The organism is Methylobacterium ajmalii (assembly GCF_016613415.1).
Lineage (GTDB): Bacteria > Pseudomonadota > Alphaproteobacteria > Rhizobiales > Beijerinckiaceae > Methylobacterium > Methylobacterium ajmalii.
On the sequence record NZ_JACWCT010000020.1, the window covers coordinates 4568 to 24222 of the forward strand.

At 72.5% G+C, this 19655-nt stretch carries 22 protein-coding genes and 1 pseudogene; 18 read left to right on the plus strand and 5 right to left on the minus strand.

Features of this window, described 5'->3' with window-relative positions; genetic code table 11:
• The 6 genes and pseudogenes from HPY23_RS32790 to guaB all read left to right on the plus strand — a co-directional run.
• Positions 1-228 (plus strand): annotated as a pseudogene (locus HPY23_RS32790) (septum site-determining protein MinD); the annotation flags it as partial.
• Entirely contained in the window at positions 225-485 is a 261-nt protein-coding gene (minE, locus tag HPY23_RS03230; protein ID WP_091749056.1) for a cell division topological specificity factor MinE, read from the plus strand. The pseudogene HPY23_RS32790 and the gene minE, both read left to right, overlap by 4 nt.
• A gap of 76 nt (positions 486-561) precedes the next feature.
• Complete coding sequence (locus HPY23_RS03235) at positions 562-1380, plus strand: SDR family NAD(P)-dependent oxidoreductase (RefSeq protein ID WP_091882679.1); 819 nt, start codon at positions 562-564, stop codon at positions 1378-1380.
• Positions 1381-1386: 6 nt separating this feature from the next.
• Entirely contained in the window at positions 1387-2289 is a 903-nt protein-coding gene (locus HPY23_RS03240; RefSeq protein ID WP_091882677.1) for an alpha/beta hydrolase, read from the plus strand.
• The gene (locus tag HPY23_RS03245; protein ID WP_244537495.1) at positions 2286-3797 is read left to right on the plus strand and encodes a flavin-containing monooxygenase; all 1512 of its coding nucleotides are present in this window, start codon (positions 2286-2288) and stop codon (positions 3795-3797) included. The genes HPY23_RS03240 and HPY23_RS03245 overlap by 4 nt, the downstream gene beginning before the upstream one ends.
• A 187-nt stretch (positions 3798-3984) precedes the next feature.
• Positions 3985-5478, plus strand: coding sequence for an IMP dehydrogenase (gene guaB, locus HPY23_RS03250; protein ID WP_060849779.1), 1494 nt, complete (start codon positions 3985-3987; stop codon positions 5476-5478).
• Between the two features lie 411 nt (positions 5479-5889).
• Here the strand turns inward: guaB and HPY23_RS03255 are convergent, their stop codons facing one another.
• The 3 genes from HPY23_RS03255 to HPY23_RS03265 all read right to left on the minus strand — a co-directional run bounded on the left by HPY23_RS03255 (position 5890) and on the right by HPY23_RS03265 (position 7951).
• Positions 5890-6270 (minus strand): cell division protein ZapA, encoded by a 381-nt coding sequence (locus HPY23_RS03255; protein WP_091749066.1) that lies wholly within the window; start codon positions 6268-6270, stop codon positions 5890-5892.
• A gap of 128 nt (positions 6271-6398) precedes the next feature.
• The gene (locus HPY23_RS03260) at positions 6399-6686 is read right to left on the minus strand and encodes a DUF4164 domain-containing protein (RefSeq protein WP_048430045.1); all 288 of its coding nucleotides are present in this window, start codon (positions 6684-6686) and stop codon (positions 6399-6401) included.
• A gap of 110 nt (positions 6687-6796) precedes the next feature.
• A complete protein-coding gene (locus HPY23_RS03265; RefSeq protein WP_091882674.1) occupies positions 6797-7951 on the minus strand; it encodes a GGDEF domain-containing protein in 1155 nt (384 codons plus the stop codon).
• A 679-nt stretch (positions 7952-8630) separates the two neighbouring features.
• Between HPY23_RS03265 and gap the strand changes: the two genes are divergently transcribed.
• The 8 genes from gap (at position 8631) to HPY23_RS03305 (ending at position 16177) form a co-directional block, all read left to right on the plus strand.
• Positions 8631-9638, plus strand: a complete 1008-nt coding sequence (gap, locus tag HPY23_RS03270; RefSeq protein ID WP_060849782.1) for a type I glyceraldehyde-3-phosphate dehydrogenase — start codon at positions 8631-8633, stop codon at positions 9636-9638.
• 113 nt (positions 9639-9751) lie between these two features.
• Positions 9752-10246, plus strand: a complete 495-nt coding sequence (locus HPY23_RS03275) for a hypothetical protein (protein ID WP_060849783.1) — start codon at positions 9752-9754, stop codon at positions 10244-10246.
• 35 nt (positions 10247-10281) lie between these two features.
• A complete protein-coding gene (locus HPY23_RS03280) occupies positions 10282-11484 on the plus strand; it encodes a phosphoglycerate kinase (protein ID WP_091882671.1) in 1203 nt (400 codons plus the stop codon).
• Between the two features lie 88 nt (positions 11485-11572).
• Positions 11573-12658, plus strand: a complete 1086-nt coding sequence (gene fba, locus HPY23_RS03285) for a class II fructose-bisphosphate aldolase (RefSeq protein ID WP_060849785.1) — start codon at positions 11573-11575, stop codon at positions 12656-12658.
• Positions 12659-12788: 130 nt separating this feature from the next.
• Complete coding sequence (locus HPY23_RS03290) at positions 12789-13502, plus strand: thiamine phosphate synthase (protein WP_091882667.1); 714 nt, start codon at positions 12789-12791, stop codon at positions 13500-13502.
• Between the two features lie 2 nt (positions 13503-13504).
• Positions 13505-14560 (plus strand): tetratricopeptide repeat protein, encoded by a 1056-nt coding sequence (locus tag HPY23_RS03295; RefSeq protein WP_082742859.1) that lies wholly within the window; start codon positions 13505-13507, stop codon positions 14558-14560.
• Positions 14561-14768: 208 nt separating this feature from the next.
• Positions 14769-15563, plus strand: a complete 795-nt coding sequence (locus tag HPY23_RS03300; RefSeq protein ID WP_060849787.1) for an inositol monophosphatase family protein — start codon at positions 14769-14771, stop codon at positions 15561-15563.
• Between the two features lie 68 nt (positions 15564-15631).
• Complete coding sequence (locus tag HPY23_RS03305) at positions 15632-16177, plus strand: adenine phosphoribosyltransferase (protein WP_060849788.1); 546 nt, start codon at positions 15632-15634, stop codon at positions 16175-16177.
• A 232-nt stretch (positions 16178-16409) separates the two neighbouring features.
• Here the strand turns inward: HPY23_RS03305 and purQ are convergent, their stop codons facing one another.
• On the minus strand, positions 16410-17096 hold the full coding sequence (gene purQ, locus HPY23_RS03310) for a phosphoribosylformylglycinamidine synthase subunit PurQ (RefSeq protein ID WP_060849789.1): 687 nt from the start codon (positions 17094-17096) through the stop codon (positions 16410-16412).
• On the minus strand, positions 17093-17335 hold the full coding sequence (gene purS, locus HPY23_RS03315) for a phosphoribosylformylglycinamidine synthase subunit PurS (RefSeq protein ID WP_060850814.1): 243 nt from the start codon (positions 17333-17335) through the stop codon (positions 17093-17095). Before purS ends, purQ begins: the two co-directional genes overlap by 4 nt.
• Positions 17336-17543: 208 nt before the next feature.
• Between purS and HPY23_RS03320 the strand changes: the two genes are divergently transcribed.
• The 4 genes from HPY23_RS03320 to HPY23_RS03335 all read left to right on the plus strand — a co-directional run bounded on the left by HPY23_RS03320 (position 17544) and on the right by HPY23_RS03335 (position 19580).
• Complete coding sequence (locus HPY23_RS03320; protein WP_060849790.1) at positions 17544-18281, plus strand: LuxR family transcriptional regulator; 738 nt, start codon at positions 17544-17546, stop codon at positions 18279-18281.
• A gap of 107 nt (positions 18282-18388) precedes the next feature.
• Complete coding sequence (locus HPY23_RS03325) at positions 18389-19045, plus strand: acyl-homoserine-lactone synthase (protein WP_060849791.1); 657 nt, start codon at positions 18389-18391, stop codon at positions 19043-19045.
• An 11-nt stretch (positions 19046-19056) separates the two neighbouring features.
• Positions 19057-19287 carry a hypothetical protein gene (locus tag HPY23_RS03330; protein WP_091882661.1) on the plus strand — a complete coding sequence of 77 codons (231 nt, stop codon included), beginning with the start codon at positions 19057-19059 and terminating at the stop codon, positions 19285-19287.
• Positions 19288-19349: 62 nt separating this feature from the next.
• Positions 19350-19580 (plus strand): hypothetical protein, encoded by a 231-nt coding sequence (locus tag HPY23_RS03335; protein WP_060849793.1) that lies wholly within the window; start codon positions 19350-19352, stop codon positions 19578-19580.
• The last annotated feature ends 75 nt before the right edge of the window (positions 19581-19655 follow it).

Sequence of the window (19655 nt, forward strand, 5' to 3'; positions counted from 1 at the left end):
GTGCTCGAGATCCTGTCGATCCCGCTTCTGGCGGTGATCCCGGAGAGCGAGGAGGTGCTGAAGGCCTCGAACCTCGGCAGCCCGGTGACGCTGAACGCGCCGCAGAGCGCGCCGGCGCGGGCCTACGCGGATGCGGTGCGCCGGCTCAAGGGCGAGACGGTGGCGATGACCGTGCCGAGCGAGAAGCGGTCTCTCCTGGGCAAGCTGTTCACCAGGAGGGCGGCATGAACCTGCTGAGCTTCCTGTCGCGGCGCGGGACGGCGCCGGTGGCGCGCGAGCGCCTTCAGATCCTGCTGGCGCACGAGCGCACCGCCTTCGGCCGTTCGGACCTGGTGGCGGTGCTGCGCGAGGAGATCCTCGCGGTCATCGCCAAGCACGTCGCCATCGACCAGGAGAAGGTGAAGATCACCATGGAGCGGGGCGACGCCGTCTCGACCCTGGAGATCGACGTCGAGCTGCCCAAGACCCTCCACCGCGCGGCCTGACGCCGCTCGCCTCCACCCTTGCGCTCCCGCCCGGCCCGGGCGATTCAGGCATTCCCGGGCCCGGACGGAGCGCGCATTGGCGGACGCCTTTCCCCTGCACGACAAGCTGGCCCTGGTCACCGGGGCCGGCGGCGGCATCGGCGCGGCGCTCGCGGCCGGTCTCGCCCGGCGCGGCGCCCGCCTCGTCCTCGTCGATCGCGATCCCGACGGCCTCGCCCGCACCGAGGCGGCCGTCCGGGCACTCGGACGCGACGTCGGCGCCCATTGCCTCGACCTCACGGACGCCGCCGCCATCGCGGCCTTGCCGGAGAAGGTCGCCGCCCGCCACGGGCCCCTTGACCTCCTCGTGAACAATGCGGGCGTGGCGCTCGCCGGCCGCTTCGCCGACCTCGACCTGCCCGATTTCGACTGGCTGATGGACGTGAACTTCCGCGCCGTGGTGCGGATGACCCACGCATTCCTGCCCGTGCTCGAGAGCCGCCCCGCAGCCCAGATCGTCAACCTCTCGAGCCTCTACGGCCTCGTCGCGCCCCCGGGCCAGACCGCCTACGCGGCGAGCAAGTTCGCGGTGCGCGGCTTCTCCGAGGCGCTGCGGCACGAATATGCCGGCACCAATCTCGGGGTCAGCGTCGTCCATCCGGGGGGCGTCGCCACCGCCATCGCCCGCAACGCGCGGGCCGGCCCGCGCCTCGACCCCGCCGAGGTCGCCCGCGGCAAGCAGGCGGCCGAGCGCTTCCTGCGCCTGTCCCCGCAGGCGGCGGCCGAGCGCATCCTCGCCGGCATCGCCCGGCGCGAGCCCCGCATCGTCGTCGGCCGCGATGCCGCCCAGGTGGCGCTGATCCAGCGGCTGATGCCGGTGCGCTACTGGTCGCTGATCGCCCGCGCCATGGAGTGACCCGTGATGACCAGCCTGCGCGCCCATTTCTTCACTTGGATCATCCGCTGGCAGGTCCGGCCGAAGATCGCCCGCGCCGGTGGCGACGTCGCGGCGATCCGGCGGGTCATGAACCAGGGCGGCTTTCCCGACCTGCCCGGCATCGCGTTTCGCGACGGCGAGGTCGGCGGCGTCCCGGGCGAGTGGGCCGAGCGCCCGGGGCTCGCGCCCGACGCGCCCCGCCTGCTCTACCTGCACGGCGGCGGCTTCATCGCCTGCTCGCCCCGCACCCACCGGCCGTTCACCGGCGGCTTCGCCGCCCGGGGCTTCCGGGTGTTCTGCCCCGATTACCGCCTCGCCCCCGAGCATCCGTTCCCGGCCGCCCTCGACGACGCGGCCGCCTGCTGGTCGGCCTTCGCGGCCGCGGGGCCGGCCGGCGTCGCGGGCGATTCCGCCGGCGGCAACCTGGCGCTCGCCCTGATGCTGCGGGCGCGCCGGGACGGCCTGCCGCAACCGCAGGCCGCCGTGCTGTTCTCGCCCTCGACCGACATGCTGGGGCAGGGCGCGTCGATGCGCACCAATGCCCGCCGCGACGCGATGTTCGACCCGACCAAGCTCCAGCACCTCGTCGACCTCTACCTCGCCGGCCACGACCCCGCCGACCCGCTCGCCTCGCCGCTCTACGGCGACCCCGCCGGCCTGCCGCCGCTCCTGTTCCACGTCGGGGAGCGCGAGGTGCTGCGCGACGATTCCGTGCGCTTCGCCGACAAGGCGCGGGCGGCGGGCGTGAACGCCACCGTGAAGCTCTGGCCGGTGGTGCCGCATGTCTGGCAGCTCGCCCATTCGTTCGTGCCGGAAGGACGCCGCTCCCTGTCCGAGGCCGCCGCCTTCCTGAAGGACCATGCGCGCGCGCCGGAGGCGGCGCGGTGACGGACGAGCCCGCCCGCGACGCCCCGCCCTGGCCGACGACCCCGCTCGCCGTCCTGGTGATCGGCGCGGGCTTCTCCGGCCTCGCCATGGCGATCCGCTGCCGCCAGGCCGGCATCGACGACGTGATGGTGGTCGAGAAGGCCGTGTCGGTCGGCGGGACCTGGCACACCAACACCTATCCGGGCGCGGCCTGCGACATTCCGGCCCATCTCTACGCGCTCTCCTTCGCGCCGAAGGCCGACTGGACCCGGACCTATGCCGGCCAGCCCGAGATCGCCGCCTACCTGGGCGGGCTGGTCGAGCGGTTCGACCTCGCGCGTTGCCTGGCCCTCTCCACCGCCGTCACCGGCGCGGTCTGGGACGAGGGGCGGGCGCTGTGGCGGGTCGAGACCGATCGCGGACCCGTCGAGGCCCGGGTGCTGGTCTCCGGCATGGGCGCCCTGCACCACCCGGCGCTGCCGGCGATTCCCGGCCTCTCGTCCTTCCGCGGCCCGCTCTTCCACACCGCCGTCTGGGACCACCGCGTGCCGCTCGCGGGCCGGCGCGTCGGCGTGATCGGCACGGGGGCGAGCGCGATCCAGGTCGTACCGGCCGTCGCCCCCGAGGTCGGCCGGCTGGTGCTGTTCCAGCGCACGCCGCCCTGGGTGATGCCGCGCAACGACCGGGCGATCGGCCCGCGGCTCCACGCCCTGTTTCGCCGCCTCCCGCTCGCGCGCCGGCTCCTGCGCGGCGCCCAGTTCTGGCTGCGGGAGGCGCAGGCGGCCCTGGGCTTCACCCGCGTCTCGCGCCTCACTCGCCTCGCCGAGATGGCGAGCCGGCTCCACCTGCGCCGCCAGGTCCGCGATCCGGCCCTGCGGGCGAAGCTCCGCCCCCCCTACCGCCTCGGCTGCAAGCGGGTGCTGATCTCCGACGAGTTCTACCCGGCCCTGACCCGGCCGAACGTGGCGCTCGAGACCGGCCCGATCCGCGCCGTGACCCCGGACGGCGTGACGATGGCGGACGGGACCCACCATCCCCTCGACGTGCTGGTGCTCGCCACCGGGTTCGACGTCACCGCCTCCCTCGCCCGGGTGCCGGTGGTCGGCCGCGACGGGCTGATCCTCGCCCGCGCCTGGGGCGAGCGGGTGGCGGCGCATCGCGGCGTCGCGCTCGCGGGTTTCCCCAACTTCTTCATGCTGCTCGGCCCCAATACGGGGCTGGGCCACAACTCGGTCGTGCTGATGATCGAGGCGCAGGTCGAGTACGTGCTCGCCTGCCTCGCCGAGATGAAGGCGCGCCACCTCGCCGCGATCGAGCCGGCGCCGGAGGCCCAGGCGCGCCACCTCGCCGAGCTCGAGGCGCGGCTGTCGGGCAGCATCTGGCAGCAGGGCGGCTGCGCCAGCTGGTACCAGGACGCGGCCGGCCACAACATCGCGCTCTGGCCCGGCACGGTGGTGGCCTACCGGCGGGCGATGCGGGCGCCGGACTGGTCCGAATTCGTGCTCACGCCCGCCCGGAGCGGGGCGTGAGCGGGCGCCGCTCCCGCAACAGGCGTGGATCGCATCGCTGCGCTGCGGCGATAGCGCTTTGCGCCCGTCACGGACGCGTGCTATCGGCCCGTGCCAACTCAATACAGGCAGATTGCCCGGCAGAGCGCCCGGCACGGCGCCGATTCTGCGGCCTCTTCCGGGGTCCGCAGGCAGCAGGAGTTGGTTCATGGCCCGCATCATCACGGATTCGATCATCGAGGGCCTGACCTTCGACGACGTCCTGCTCCGCCCCGCCGCATCCTCGGTGATGCCGGCCGAGGTGAATCTCGGCACCCGCCTCACCCGCACGATCAAGCTCAACATGCCGATCATCGCCTCGGCGATGGACACCGTGACCGAGGCCCGGATGGCCATCGCGATGGCGCAGAACGGCGGCCTCGGGGTAATCCACCGCAACCTCGAGCCGCCGGAGCAGGCCGAGCAGGTGCGGCTGGTCAAGAAGTACGAGTCCGGCATGGTGCTCAACCCGATCACCATCCACCCGGACGAGACCCTGGCCGACGCCTACACGCTGATGCGCCAGCACGGCATCTCGGGCATTCCGGTGGTCGAGCGCGGCCCCAACGGCTCGCGCGGCAAGCTCGTCGGCATCCTGACCAACCGCGACACGCGGTTCGCCACCAACCAGAGCCAGCCCGTCGCCGAGCTGATGACCCGCGACCGGCTGATCACCGTGCGCGAGGGCGTGACCCAGGACGAGGCCAAGCGCCTGCTGCACCAGTTCCGCATCGAGAAGCTGCTCGTCGTCGACGACCACTACCGCTGCATCGGGCTGATCACCGTCAAGGACATCGAGAAGCAGGTCGCCTACCCGAACGCGATCAAGGACGAGCAGGGCCGCCTGCGGGTCGCCGCCGCCACCACCACCGGCGACGGCGGCTTCGAGCGGGCCGAGCGCCTGATCGATGCCGGCTGCGACGTGATCGTGGTCGATACCGCCCACGGCCACTCGGCCAAGGTGCTGGAGAGCGTGCGCCGGGTGAAGACCCTGTCGAACGCCGTGCAGGTCATCGCCGGCAACGTCGCGACCCGCGAGGGCGCCCAGGCGCTGATCGATGCCGGCGCCGACGCCATCAAGGTCGGCATCGGCCCGGGCTCGATCTGCACCACCCGCATCGTCGCCGGCGTCGGCGTGCCCCAGCTCACCGCCATCATGGAGGCGGTCGAGGCCGGCAACGAGGCCGACGTGCCGGTGATCGCCGACGGCGGCATCAAGTATTCGGGCGACCTCGCCAAGGCGATCGCCGCCGGCGCCTCGGTGGCGATGCTCGGCTCGCTGCTCGCCGGCACCGACGAGGCCCCCGGCGAGGTGTTCCTGTACCAGGGCCGCTCGTACAAGAGCTACCGGGGCATGGGCTCGGTCGGCGCCATGGCGCGCGGCTCGGCCGACCGCTACTTCCAGGCCGAGGTCAGCGACACCCACAAGCTCGTGCCGGAGGGCATCGAGGGCCAGGTCCCCTACAAGGGCCCGGTCGCCGCGGTGCTGCACCAGCTCTCGGGCGGCCTGCGCGCCGCCATGGGCTATGTCGGCGCCCCGTCGATCCCCGAGATGCAGGAGAAGGCGCAGTTCATCCGCATCACCAATGCGGGCCTGCGCGAGAGCCACGTCCACGACGTAACGATCACCCGCGAGAGCCCGAACTACCCGGGGCGCGTGTGACGCGCTGATCGATGCGTCGGAGCCGGTCCCGGCTCCGACGGCACGATGATGGCCGGTGGCTCGCCACGGTGTCCCCCGGACCGATGGCTCCCGCCCTCGAATTGGTCGGAAAATCCTCCCCGCGTCCGGGCGTCGCCGGCGCGCGACCCCGGCATGGCGACTGCCGGGACCGCCGAGGGGCGGTCGGTGCGGCTTTGCCAGGGGCGGGATTCGACGAAGCGGGTTGCCGGCTCGTCGAGAGACGATGCGGTACAATCAAGGACCCGGGGCAGGCTGCCGCCGCGACGCCACGGTACAGGGTGCTGCAGGATGCCGGCCGTCGCTCCCGCACCGCGCAACCTGCCCGTGCCGCACCGCGATCGGGTGCCGCTCCAGTCTCGGCCGATCCCTCCCGGGACGACCCCGCCGGCCTCAGTTCCCCTGCGCCCCTCCGGGCGCCGATCCGAGTCGCTTCGCCAGGCGCTCGATCCGCTCGGCGGTGCGCTGGACGGTCTCGGCGAGGCGCGCCTCGGCGCCCTCGCGCTCGGCGGTGCCGGCATCGCTGGATTCGCGCAAAGCCGCGGTCTCGCGCTCCATCGCCTCCATCCGGCGCTTGGTCTCGGCCAGCTCGTCCGCCAGGGTCAGCGCCGCCATGACGTGCAGGCGCATGTCGCCGATCTCGCCGAAGGCCTTGCGCATGTCGCCGATGCGGGCGTCGAAGCTCGCGGCCAGCCCCTCGAGGTGGCGCTCCTCGCCCTCGCCGCAGGCCATGCGGTAGGTCTTGCCGGCGATGGTGACGGTCACTTGGGGCATGGAGTCACCTGGGGGGGATGGAGTCGCCCGGGGCATCGGTCCGCCGGTCGGCGGACGATCGGGGCTGGGGACGATCGGGACTGGGGATGTCGAAAGCAGTCGTCGGACGGCAGGCCAGGGGAGGGCGGTCAGGCCTCGCCGCGCTCGCCGGCGCGCCCGAGCACGCCCTCGACGGTGCCGATGGCGCGGCCGAGGCGGTGGTCCACGTCCTCGGTCACGGATTGCACCTCGGCGAGGCGCGCCGTCGCCCCGTCCAGCTCCGCGGCCAGCCGGGCCCGGTCGTCGCGCATGATCTCGAGCTCGGTCTCGAGGTCGCTGTGGCTGCGTTCCGCATCGAGCCGGCGCGCCACCGCGGATTCGAGGAGGGCCACCGAGGCTTCGAGGCGGCGCAGCGCTTCCTCCACCGCTGCGGTCATTCTGATCTCCGAAAACGCGACAATCCGGAAAAAACCCTAAAGCGCCGCGTCGCGCCTCGCAATCGCCGTGCCGGATTCGCCCAGGCTTCCCGGGGCGGGGCTGGGGACAATCAGGCCGCCGCGGCGACCTCGAGCCGGTTCCGGCCGCCGGCCTTGGCCCGGTAGAGCGCCCGGTCGGCGGCCGAGAGCAGCGCCGGCAGATCCCGGTCCTCGGCCCCGGCCACCGCGAGGCCGACGCTGACGGTCGCCGGGATGCCGGGGCCGTCGCGATCCGTCGCCGCCGCCGCGAAGGCCCGGGCGACGTCCTCGCCGACCCGCCGGGCCGCCGCCACGTCGAGCCCGGGCAGGAGGGTGGCGAACTCCTCGCCGCCGAGACGGCCGATCACGGCGCCGGGCCCGGCGATCCGCCGGGTGGTATCGGCGAAGAGCCGCAGCACCGCGTCGCCGGCGGCATGGCCGTGGCGGTCGTTGATCGCCTTGAAGTGGTCGAGGTCGAACGCGAGCAGGGCCGCCGGCCGCTCCGGCGCCAGCCCGGCCATGAGCCGGTCGCCGGCCTCGAAGAAGCCGTGGCGGTTGGCGATGCCGGTGAGGTAGTCGGTGCGCGACGCCGCGACCGCCTGGGCCTGGGCCTCCTCGCGCACCAGCGCGATCAAGCTCATCGGCATGGCGACGGAGTAGAGCACGCCCTCGTACATCGTCGCCTTGCCGAAGGCCGGCAGCAGCCCGTCGCCATAGGCCGCGACGAGCGCCGGCGTCAGGACCGCCCGCGCCAGGTTGAACAGCGCGTGGCCGCCCGACACCGCGATCGCGACCTGCCGCGCCCGCAACGGCCGGGCGGTGCGGCTGCGCAGCAGTGCCAGCGCAGTCAGCCCGCAGGCCAGCGCGATCGGCAGCGAGGCGACGTAGTTCCAGAACGGCCCGGGAAAGTGCACCCCGAGGGTGGCCCACAGGAGCGCGAGGCCGGCGAGCACCCCGAGCGGCACGCGCAGCCGCGCCCGCCCGTCGAGGTGACGCACGCCGTGCAGCACCATCAGGTAGCCGGTCACGATCACCAGGTTGACGAGCGCCGGGCCGAGGACGCCCGGCAGGAGCGCCCGGTTCATCGCCAGGACGAGTCCCGCCGCGAAGGTCAGGCAGGCGCCGGCCCAGATCCCGAGCTCGCGGGCCCGCCGCGGATGCGCCTGGCGCTCCCAGAGCGTCATCGCGCCGGCGACGAGCAGCGTCCCGACGATCAGGCAATAGAGAGTGTGGAGATCGATCTGCATGGTGTCGTCACCCGTACCCCCCGGCATACAGGTCGGCGGACGCAATCTTCGTTACGGTTCCCAGCGTCGTCCGCTCCTTGCTCTCGTATGGTTAAGCGTCTCTCCCGAAGCTCTCGTGCATCGTCGTCGTCGCGCGCCGTTGACGGCGTCGCGCCGGGACGCTCGGCGAAAGATCGGCGCGCCCGCGGACGGTGCCAAGCAAGGTTTAATCCGCCGCAAGACCACGCGACGCGGCCGGATCGCCGCCGCCGCCGGATGGGGTTTTCCCCAAGGCTCCGCTCGGGTTTGACACGCTCCGGCACCATGATAGGAAGCCGGCGCCCCCGCCGGACGGCTGTCGCCGGCGGATTGACGGAATACGAGCTGCCGTGACGCCTCCCGTGCTTTCCGCCCGTACCGTCCCCGTCGGGACGGCAGGCGTGTGCGGGACCACGGGCGCAGCGGGCTCCGCCGGCCGGAGCCGGTCCCCCTTCAGCCTCGCCACTCATCATTCAGGCGCGCCCCGCCCCGGCCGAGGTACTGCGCGCCCGAGCCGCCCGGCCCGGCCCGCCGCCTGGATTCTCCGGCCCCCGCGAGCGCCACGCCTTCACGGGGCGATCCACCCTCGAGGGGCCTTCCGCCCCCGAGGGACGACGCGTCCCCACATCTCCGCCACGCCTAACCCCAAGGGAGACAACACATGACGGTCAAGGTCGCCATCAACGGCTTCGGACGCATCGGCCGCAACGTCCTGCGCGCCATCAAGGAAGCCGGCCGCACCGACATCGAGGTCGTGGCCATCAACGATCTCGGCCCGGTCGAGACCAACGCCCACCTGCTGCGCTTCGATTCGGTCCACGGCAAGTTCCCCGGCACCGTCACGGTCGAGGGCGACCACATCGTGGTCGACGGCCAGCGCATCCGCGTCACCGCGATCAAGAACCCGGCCGAGCTGCCCCACCGCGAGCTCGGCGTCGACATCGCGATGGAATGCACCGGCATCTTCACCTCGAAGGACAAGGCGAAGCTCCACCTCGACGCCGGCGCCAAGCGCGTCCTCGTGTCCGCTCCCGCGGACGGCGCCGACCTCACGGTCGTCTACGGCGTGAACCACGACAAGCTGACGGCCGACCACCTCGTGGTCTCCAACGCCTCGTGCACCACCAACTGCCTGGCTCCGGTCGCCAAGGTGCTCAACGACGCCGTCGGCATCGAGCGCGGCTTCATGACCACGATCCACTCCTACACCAACGACCAGCCGTCGCTGGACCAGATGCACAAGGACCTGTACCGGGCCCGCGCCGCGTCCCTGTCGATGATCCCGACCACGACCGGCGCCGCCAAGGCCGTCGGCCTGGTGCTGCCGGAGCTCAACGGCCGCCTCGACGGCACCTCGATCCGCGTGCCGACCCCGAACGTCTCGGTCGTCGACTTCAAGTTCAACTCCAAGCGCGCCACCTCGGTCGCCGAGATCAACGAGGCGATCAAGGCGGCGGCGAACGGCCCGCTCAAGGGCGTGCTCGGCTTCACCGAGGCCCCGAACGTCTCGATCGACTTCAACCACGACCCCCACTCCTCGACCTTCCACATCGACCAGACCAAGGTCATGGACGGCACCTTCGTGCGCGTGCTGACCTGGTACGACAACGAGTGGGGCTTCTCGAACCGCATGGCCGACACCGCCATCGCGATGGCCAAGCTCATCTGATCACGGCCGACGCGACGGGCCGGCTCCCTCGGGCGCCGGCCTTCGCTTTCGGGCGGCCCCGGCGCGGGGCCGCCCGCTTCGTCCCGCAAGGATTCGCCCCCGAGGATCCGCCGATGACCGACGCCGTGCCCGCCCCCCGCCCCGCGAACGCCGCCGACGCCGCCCTGCCGCAGGGGCGGGTTCCGACTCCGGCCGCTCCGCCGCCGAACGCGACCCCCGTCGTGCCGGCGCAGGTCCCGCCGGCTTCCGTTCCCGCTCAGGTCTCCGCGCAGCCGCAACCCTTCGCGCTGCCGGCGCAGGTCGCCGACCAGCTCGCCCGCATCGAGGACAAGGCCTCGCGGATCGAGGACAAGTACGCCCGCTCCGAGGCCCTGCTCGCCCGCGTCGAGGACCGGGTCGAGGCGGCCGGCGCCCGCATGAACGAGGCCGCCCGCCAGGCCGACCTCGCGGCCCTGCGCGCCGAGGTCCGGGCACTCTCCGACCGCACCCGCCGCCTGCCGGGCGCCGGCGCCCTGATCGTCACGGCGATCGTCACGGCCGTGCTGACGGTGGCGCTGACCCTGGTGGCCCAGCGCCTCAACCTCCAGTCCCTGATCCCGCTGCGCTGATCCGCGCCGCGCCACCCCCACAAGGTGCCCCGCCGATGACCCAGTTCCGTACCCTCGACGATGCCGGCGACCTCAAGGGCAAGCGCGTCCTCGTCCGCGTCGATTTCAACGTGCCGATGGACGGGGGCCGCGTCACCGACGCCACCCGCATCCAGCGCGTGCTGCCGACCCTCAACGAGCTCGTCGAGGCCGGCGCCAAGGTGATCCTGCTCGCCCATTTCGGCCGCCCGAAGGGCAAGCCGGTCGCCGCCGAGTCCCTGCGCCCGATCGCCGAGGCCACCGCCAGGGAACTCGGCCGCCCGGTCGCCTTCGCGGAGGATTGCATCGGCGAGACCGCCGCCTCGGCGATCGCCGCGCTCGAGGACGGCGACGTCCTGATGCTGGAGAACACCCGCTTCCACGCCGGCGAGGAGAAGAACGACAAGGCCTTCGTCGAGGCGCTCGCCGCCAACGGCGACGTCTACGTCAACGAGGCCTTTTCCGCCGCCCACCGGGCCCACGCCTCGACGGAAGGCCTCGCCCACGTGCTGCCTGCCTATGCCGGCCGCCTGATGCAGGCCGAGCTCGACGCCCTCACCAAGGGTCTCGAGGCCCCGGCCCGACCGGTGGTGGCGATCGTCGGCGGCTCCAAGGTCTCGACCAAGATCGACCTCCTGAAGAACCTCGTCGCCAAGGTCGACGCCCTGGTGATCGGCGGCGGCATGGCCAACACCTTCCTGCACGCCGCCGGCCTCGGCGTCGGCAAGTCGCTGTGCGAGCGCGATCTGGCCGCCACCGCCCAGGCGATCATCGAGGCGGCACGCGAGAACAACTGCGCCATCATCCTGCCGGTCGACGGCGTGGTGGCGGAGGAATTCAAGGCCGGCGCCCCCCACCACACCTACGGGGTCGACGCGATCCCCGAGACCGGCATGATCCTCGACATCGGCGCCCTGTCGGTCGACCGGATCGCGGCCGCGATCGACGACGCCAAGACCCTGGTGTGGAACGGGCCGGTCGGCGCCTTCGAGATCGCGCCCTTCGACCAGGGCACGGTGGCGGCGGCCCGCCACGCGGCCGCGCGCACCAAGGCCGGCAAGCTCGTCTCGGTGGCGGGCGGCGGCGACACGGTGGCGGCGCTCAACCATGCCGGCGTATCGGCCGACTTCACCTACATCTCGACCGCCGGCGGCGCCTTCCTCGAGTGGCTCGAGGGCAAGCCGCTCCCGGGCGTCGACGCCCTGCGCCGGCAAGCTTGAGGGTTCCCGTTCAGGTCGGTCGCGTTAGGACGCCGGCCGACCCGTCCGCTATAATCCAGCAACATCGACAGTCTCGGAGGATTTCGACATGGCGCGCATCACGCTCAGGCAGCTTCTCGACCACGCCGCCGAGCACGGCTACGGGGTGCCGGCCTTCAACATCAACAACATGGAGCAGGGCCTCGCCATCATGGCGGCGGCCGACGCCACCGACTCGCCGGTGATCCTGCAGGCGAGCCGCGGCGCCCGCTCCTACGCCAACGACGTCGTGCTGGCCAAGCTGATCGACGGCCTCGTCGAGATCTACCCGCACATCCCGGTCTGCATGCACCTGGATCACGGGAACAACGAGGCGACCTGCGCTACCGCGATCCAGTACGGCTTCACCTCGGTGATGATGGACGGGTCGCTCAAGGCCGACGGCAAGACCCCGGCGGATTACAATTACAACGTCGAGATCACCCGCAAGGTGACCGAGATGGCGCACTGGGCCGGCTGCTCGGTCGAGGGCGAGCTCGGCGTGCTCGGCTCGCTCGAGAGCGGCGAGGGCGAGGCCGAGGACGGCCACGGCGCCGAGGGCGTCCTGTCGCACGACCAGCTGCTCACCGACCCGGCCGAGGCCGAGAAGTTCGTGGCCGCCACCAAGGTCGACGCGCTCGCCGTCGCCATGGGCACCTCGCACGGCGCCTACAAGTTCACCCGCAAGCCCGACGGCGCGGTGCTGGCGATGAACGTGATCGAGGAGATCCACCGCCGCCTGCCCAACACCCACCTGGTGATGCACGGCTCCTCGTCGGTCCCGCAGGATCTGCAGGACATCATCAACCAGTACGGCGGCGAGATGAAGCCGACCTGGGGCGTGCCGGTGGAGGAGATCCAGCGCGGCATCAAGCACGGCGTGCGCAAGATCAACATCGACACCGACAACCGGATGGCGATGACCGGCCAGATCCGCAAGATCCTGCAGGAGAACAAGGCCGAGTTCGACCCGCGCAAGTACCTGAAGCCGGCGATGGACGCGATGACGAAGCTCTGCAAGCAGCGCTTCGAGGAGTTCGGCACGGCCGGCAACGCCGGCAAGATCCGTCCGATCGCGCTCTCCGAGATGGCCAAGCGCTACGCCGCCGGCAAGCTCGACCCGTCCTTCGCCCCCTCGAAGGCCGCCGCGGAGTGATCCCGGCGCGGCGCTGCGGCTCGCGCCGCATCGCCGCCCCATTGACCATGCAGCAGGGCGGGCGGCCGGCGGGCCGTCCGCCCCGTGCGTTTTCGACACCCCCGTCCTGACACCTCGCGACAGACTGAAGATGGCCGATCCCCAGACCCGCCTGATCCTCCTCACCGCCCCCGAGGCCGGCCCGGACCTCGGCCAGCGCCTGGCGCGCGCGGTCGCGGCCGGCGACGTCGCCGCGGTGATCCTGCGCCTGCCGCCCGGCGAGGAGCGGGCGCTCGTCAACGCCGTCAAGGCGGTGGCGCCCGCGGTGCAGGAGGCCGGCGCCGCCCTGGTGCTGGCCGGCGGCGGCGGCATCGATCTCGCCACCGTGGCTTCCCGCAGCGGCGCCGACGGCGTCCACGTCCCGGCCAATCACGGCGCGGAAGACCAGGCCGAGGCGGAGATCCCCGCGGAGGCCGACGGCGAGGAGGACGAGGAGGAGGACGGCGACAGCCCGCTGCGCGCGCTCCGCGAGCGCCTGCGCGACGGCCGGATCCTCGGGGTCGGGCGCCTGCGCACCAAGCACGCCGCCATGGAGGCGGGCGAGGCCGGCGCCGACTACGTCCTGTTCGGCGACGAGGGCAAGCTCGCCCACGACGACCTCGTGGCGCGGCTGACCTGGTGGGTCGAGATCTTCGAGACGCCCTGCATCGCGCTCGCCCGCGACCTCGCGGCGGTACCGGACCTCCTCGCCACGGGGGCCGAGTTCATCGGCCTCGATCCGGTCCTGTGGGCCGGGGAGGGGGGCGAGGCCGCGGTCGCCGAGGTGCAGCGGATGATCCAGGACCGCCCGGCCGGGGAGGGGTGAGGATGCGCCCCACCCGCCTCGCGCTCGGTCTCGTCGTCGCCCTCGCCGCCGGGCCGGCCGCGGCCAAGCCCGCGCCCGCGACGCCGCCGGCCGCCGGCACGGCCCTGCCGGGCGGCGTGCTGCCGGTCCAGCCCGGGGCGTCCCCGCTCGGCACACAGACCTTCGGCGCGCCCAACAAGACCCTGCCGGGCGCCGCCTCGCTGCCGCCGGCGCCGTCGAAGGACCCGAACGCCGACCTCGCCTACGGCGCCTACCAGCGCGGTTTCTACGTCACGGCCTTCAAGGAGGCGACGAAGCGGCTCGAGGCCAACAAGACCGACTTTCCCGCCATGACCCTGCTGGCGGAGCTCTACAGCCAGGGTCTGGGGGTGCGCCAGGACCCCGCCCGCGCCGCCGAATGGTACCGGCTCGCGGCCAATCTCGGCGATCCCCACGCCGCCGCGACGCTCGGCATGATGCAGATCGAGGGCCGGGGCGTCGCGAAGGACCAGGCCGCCGGCCGCGCCCTCCTGGAGAAGGCCGCCGCGCGGGCCGACGCGACGGCGAGCTACAACCTCGCCCTGATCCTGCTCGGCACCGGCGTGCCCGCCGACCTGACCCGGGCCGCCGACCTGCTGCGCCAGGCCGCCCACCAGGAGCTGGCCCCGGCCCAGCACGCGCTCGGCGTCCTCCACCTCCAGGGCCGCGGGATGCCGAAGGACACCGCCAAGGCGGCGGACTGGTTCCGCCGCGCCGCCGACAACGGCGATCTGCCCGGCGAGGTCGAGTACTCGATCCTGCTGTTCAACGGCGAGGGCGTGGCGAAGGACGAGGCCCGCGCCGCCCGCTACTTCCGCCACGCCGCCTTCCGGGGCAACGCCGTGGCCCAGAACCGCGTCGCTCGGCTCTACGCCAGCGGCCGCGGCGTCCCGAAGAACCTCGTCGAGGCCGCGGCCTGGGACATGGCCGCCCGGGCGCAGGGGCTCTCGGATGCGTGGCTGACCCAGGCGGTGTCGGGCCTCACGGCCGACGAGAAGGCGCGGGCGGAGCGGCTGGCGGCGGACCGGGCGGGGCCGTGAGCCGAGAGCCGCCGGCGCGCATCAGCCCCGCATCGCCCGAAAAGTGGTTTCCTCGCCTCGTGCCGATGCTCTAGAGCCAATCACCAGCCAAGCGCCCCGCCTCCCCGCGGTCGCGCGCTCTTGCCGTTTTCATCCGACGCGGGCGCCAGCGCCCGCCCCAAAGGACTTCGCCCATGACCCCGACCCGCATTCCGGGAGCCGCCGCCCGATGATCGTCTCCCCCCTGATGACCGTGATGGTCGATGCCGTGCGCAAGGCGGCGCGCGGGCTCAAGCGCGATTTCGGCGAGATCGAGAACCTGCAGGTCTCGCGAAAAGGCCCGGGCGACTTCGTCACTGCGGCCGACCGCAAGGCCGAGGCGACCCTGCGCGAGGCGCTGATGAAGGCGCGGCCGGGCTACGGCCTGATCATGGAGGAGAGCGGGGTCATCGAGGGCCAGGACAAGACCCATACCTGGCACGTCGATCCCCTCGACGGCACCACCAACTTCCTGCACGGCGTGCCGCATTTCTGCATCTCGGTCGGCCTCGAGCGCGAGGGCACGATCGTCGCCGCGGTGATCTACGAGCCGATCAAGGACGAGCTCTACCTCGCGGAGCGCGGCAAGGGCGCCTTTCTCAACAACAAGCGCCTGCGGGTCGCCGGCCGGCAGGACCTCGCCGACAGCCTGGCGCTCTACGGCTCGCCCTATCTCGGCCGCGGCAGCCATCCGCGCCTGCTCAAGGAGCTCGCCGCCGTGATGGCGGTGACCGGCGGCGTGCGCCAGACCGGCTCGGCCGCCCTCGACCTCGCGGCGGTGGCCTGCGGCCGGGCCGACGTCTACTGGGAGCGAGACATCAAGACCTGGGACATGGCCGCCGGCCTGCTCCTAGTACGCGAGGCGGGCGGTTTCGCCAGCAGCGCCGATGGCGGCGCCGACCCGATGACCGCCGGCTCGGTCGCCTGCGGCAACGAGGTGCTGCAGCGCGAGCTCGTCGCCATCCTGCGCAAGGTCGGCGGCTGACCCCGCCCGCCGGGCCGGCTCCCTGCCGGTCCGGACCTTCGCCGACATTTCACGAAAAAGGTCTCCGCATGGACCCGCGCACCACGTCCGCCCTCAAGGACGCGATCCGCTCGATCCCGGACTATCCGAAGCCCGGCATCGTGTTTCGCGACATCACCACCCTGCTCGGCGATGCCCGTGCCTTCCGGCGCGCCGTGGACGAGCTGGTGCACCCTTACGCGGGCGGCCGGATCGACCAGGTCGCCGGCATCGAGGCGCGGGGCTTCATCCTCGGCGGCGCGATCGCCCACCAGCTCTCCTCGGGCTTCGTGCCGATCCGCAAGAAGGGCAAGCTGCCCCACACCACGGTCTCGATCGCCTACGCGCTCGAATACGGCACCGACGAGATGGAGATCCATTCCGACGCGGTGAAGCCCGGCGACCGGGTAATCCTGGTCGACGACCTGATCGCCACCGGCGGCACCGCCACGGCGGCGGTCGAGCTCCTGCGCCGGATCGGCGCCGAGGTGGTGGCGGCCTGCTTCGTCATCGACCTGCCGGAGCTCGGCGGCGCCGACCGCCTGCGCGCCCTCGACCTGCCGGTGCGCACCCTGATCGAGTTCGACGGGCACTGACAAAAAAGGCGGGCCTCTCGGCCCGCCTCCCGGTCGTCACTCATTCCATTCGACCCACCTCATCCTGAGGTGTTGGCGATCGCAGATCGCACGCGATCGAGGATCGGCTGACCTCGAAGGAGGGCTCCAGAAGTCTCTGCGCTTCCTGGAGCCCTCCTTCGAGGCCCACTGCGTGAGCACCTCAGGACGAGGTCGTGAATGGGAGGGATGCGGAAGCTTTCCGACAGATCCCTCAGGCCGCCTTGGCCAGGCTCTCGAACAGGCCGCGCCCGTCGGTACCGCCGACGAGGCCTTCGACGAAGTTCTCCGGGTGCGGCATCATCCCGAGCACGTTGCGGGTGTCGGAGTAGATTCCCGCGATCGAGTTGAGCGAGCCGTTGCGGTTGGCCTCCACCGTGAGCTGCCCGGCCGCGTCGCAGTAGCGGAACGCCACCCGGCCCTCGCCCTCGAGGCGCGCCAGGGTCTCGGGGTCGGCGAAGTAGTTGCCCTCGCCGTGGGCGACGCAGACGTCGATCACCTCGTTCTGGGCATAGGCCTTGGTGAAGGCGGTGTCGGCGCGCTCCACCCGCAGGGTCTGGCGGTGGCAGATGAAGCGGCGGCCGACATTGCGCATCAGCACGCCCGGCAGCAGGCCGGACTCGCACAGGATCTGGAAGCCGTTGCAGATGCCGAGCACCAGCCCGCCGCGGGCGGCGTGGGCCCGCACCGCGTCCATGGCGTGGGCGCGGCCCGCGATGGCGCCGCAGCGCAGGTAGTCGCCGTAGGAGAAGCCGCCGGGCAGGACCGCGAGGTCGGTGCCGGCGGGCAGCTCGGTCTCGGTGTGCCAGACGGTGGTCACCTCGGCGCCGGCGAGGCGCAGGGCCCGGGCGACGTCCCGCTCGCGGTTGGAGCCCGGGAAGACGACGATTGCGGCCTTCATCGGGCGATCTCGACGCGGTAGTTCTCGACTACGGTGTTGGCGAGCAGCCGGTCGCAGGCGGCCTTCACGGTGGCCTCGGCGCTCGCCTCGTCGGCGGCGTCGACCTCGACCTCGAAGAACTTGCCCTGGCGCACGCCGGCGATGCCGGTGATCCCGAGCGAGCGCAGCGCCCCCTCGATCGCCTTGCCCTGGGGATCCAGGACGCCGTTCTTCAGGGTGACGGTGACGCGCGCTTTCATCGGCCAGACCTTCGGCAACGGGGAGGGCTTTTGTCTGGCTCCCGATAGTGCGGAACGTGCGCCGAGGCAACGCCGGGCCGGCGTCCACGGCGGCCGCGCCGACGCGGATTGATCTTTGCTGGTAGGATTCTAATACTCCCCGGGAGACCGGGCGCCGCGGCACGGGCGTGCGCCGCACCGGGGCGGTGTGCCGGGTCAGGGGTGGAACATGTCGGACGCCGACGATGCGTTCATTCGTCAATCATTCGACCTGATCGACGGGCTCGACGGCCTGTCGGATCCCCTGGACGTGCAGAAGACGATCTTCGACCTCGTCGCCCGCTGCGGCTTTTCCTACTTCGCCATCACCCGGTTGCCGCAACCGAGCGACCGGCTCGGCCCCAACCTCCTGCTGAGCGTCTGGCCCGAGGGCTGGCTCACGCATTACGACCGGGTCGGGCATTACCGCTACGATCCCGTGGTGCGGCACTGCTTCCGCACCACCGAGCCGTTCTCCTGGAACGAGGCGCCCCTCGATCCCGACACCGCCCCGCAGGCCCGCCGGGTGATGGAGGAGGCGCGCGAGCACGGCATGGGCGCCGGCTACTGCGTGCCGATCCACGACGCGCACGGCTTCCAGGGCGGGATCTCGCTGGCCGGCGAGCGGGTCGAGATGACGCCGAGGGTCCGGCGCGCCGTCCACCTCCTCGGGCTCTACGCCTGGTCGGCCGCCGCCCGCACCACGTCCCGCCGGCGCAAGCCCGGCGGTCGGCTCCTGAGCGCGCGCGAGCGGGACGTGCTGTCCTGCGCCGCGCAGGGGCGCACCCAGGAGGAGACCGCCGACTTCCTCGGCGTCTCGGTCGAGACCGTCTCCACCTACCTGCGCAACGCCCGCACCAAGATCGGCACCCGCAACACCACCCACACGGTGATCGAGGCCCTGCGGCTGCGGGAGATCACCCTCTAGAGAAACGGCGAGAATCCACGCGATCGGCGGTCACCCTCCCGGTTTTCCGGGATACCGCGGGACGTCCTCCTCTGGCCTTATGGCGCTGGACCGAGGGACGTCAGCGCATGATCCGCCTCCATGCCATCGACCGGACGAGCCGCGGGGCCTACGCGGACGCCCTGGCGCAGCACCATGCGCTGCGCCGCGCCGCCTTCGAGGAAGGCCGCTGCCGGGCGCTGCGCAGCGTCGACGCCGCCGGGCGCGACCGTTTCGACACCGAGGCCACGCGCTACCTCCTGGCCATCGACGGCGACGGCCGGGTGGCGGGCGGCACCCGGCTCCTGCCCTCCGACGGCCCGACCCTCCTGAACGCGGTCTTCCCGCACCTCGCCGACATCCGCGGCCTCCCGCGCGAGCCCGGCACCTGGGAATGCACCCGGCTCTTCTCCTCCACGCGCTACCGCGAGGAGCGGCCGCTGTCGCGGGCCGCCGGCATCGTCTCGGCGGGCATGATCGAGCACTGCCTCGAGCAGGGCATCCCGTACCTGAGCCTCGTCGTCGAGACCTACTGGATCCCGCAACTCGCCGAGATCGGCTGGCGGCCGCGGCCCCTCGGCCTGCCCGTGGCCTGCGAGGGCGTGTCGCTCTGCGCGGTCTCGATCGCGATGAGCGAGGAGGCCCTACGGGAAACCCGAGCGGCCTACGGCATCGTCGCCTCGGTCCTCGCCCGTACCCCGCCGCCGCCCGACCGCACCCGCGCCGGCCGCGGCCTGGCCGCCTGAGGGGAACCGCGATGCCGTACCACGACGACACCCGCGTCCCGATCCCGCTCCGGGCCCTGCACCTGCCGGCCGTGTCGCGCGCCCCGGCCGACCGGATGGCCGAACACCTGATCGAGGCCTACCGGCACGCTGCCGCCTGCGAGGACCAGGTCGTCCTCGACCTGCTCCGGCTCGCGCTCGGCTATGTCGGGCGGACCTATCCGCCTACCGCGCTCCACGCCGCGGAAGAGCCTTGGTCATGACCTCCGGCGCGCTTCCCGCACCCGCTTCCCGATTCTCATCTCCTCAAGACCAGGCACGCATCATGGCCCTCGCGATCCACGCCTCCGCCCCGCATTCCGACATGTCCCAGGCCGCCCGGGCCGAGATCCAGGCCCTGCGCCTGGCCGCCGGCATTCTCGACCTGCAGCACACCGCGAGCCCGCAGATCCGCGACCTGCCCTCCGTGCAGGCGATGATCCGCGCCGCCACGGCGCTGTTCGACGAGCTCGGCTTTATCGAGGAGGGCGAGCCCGAGCGGACGATGTCGTCCTGAACCGCCGCGGCTCCGGCGTCCCGCCGCGAGGAGCGTCGGACGGACAAGAAAGGCGCGCGGCACCCTGCTCCCGTA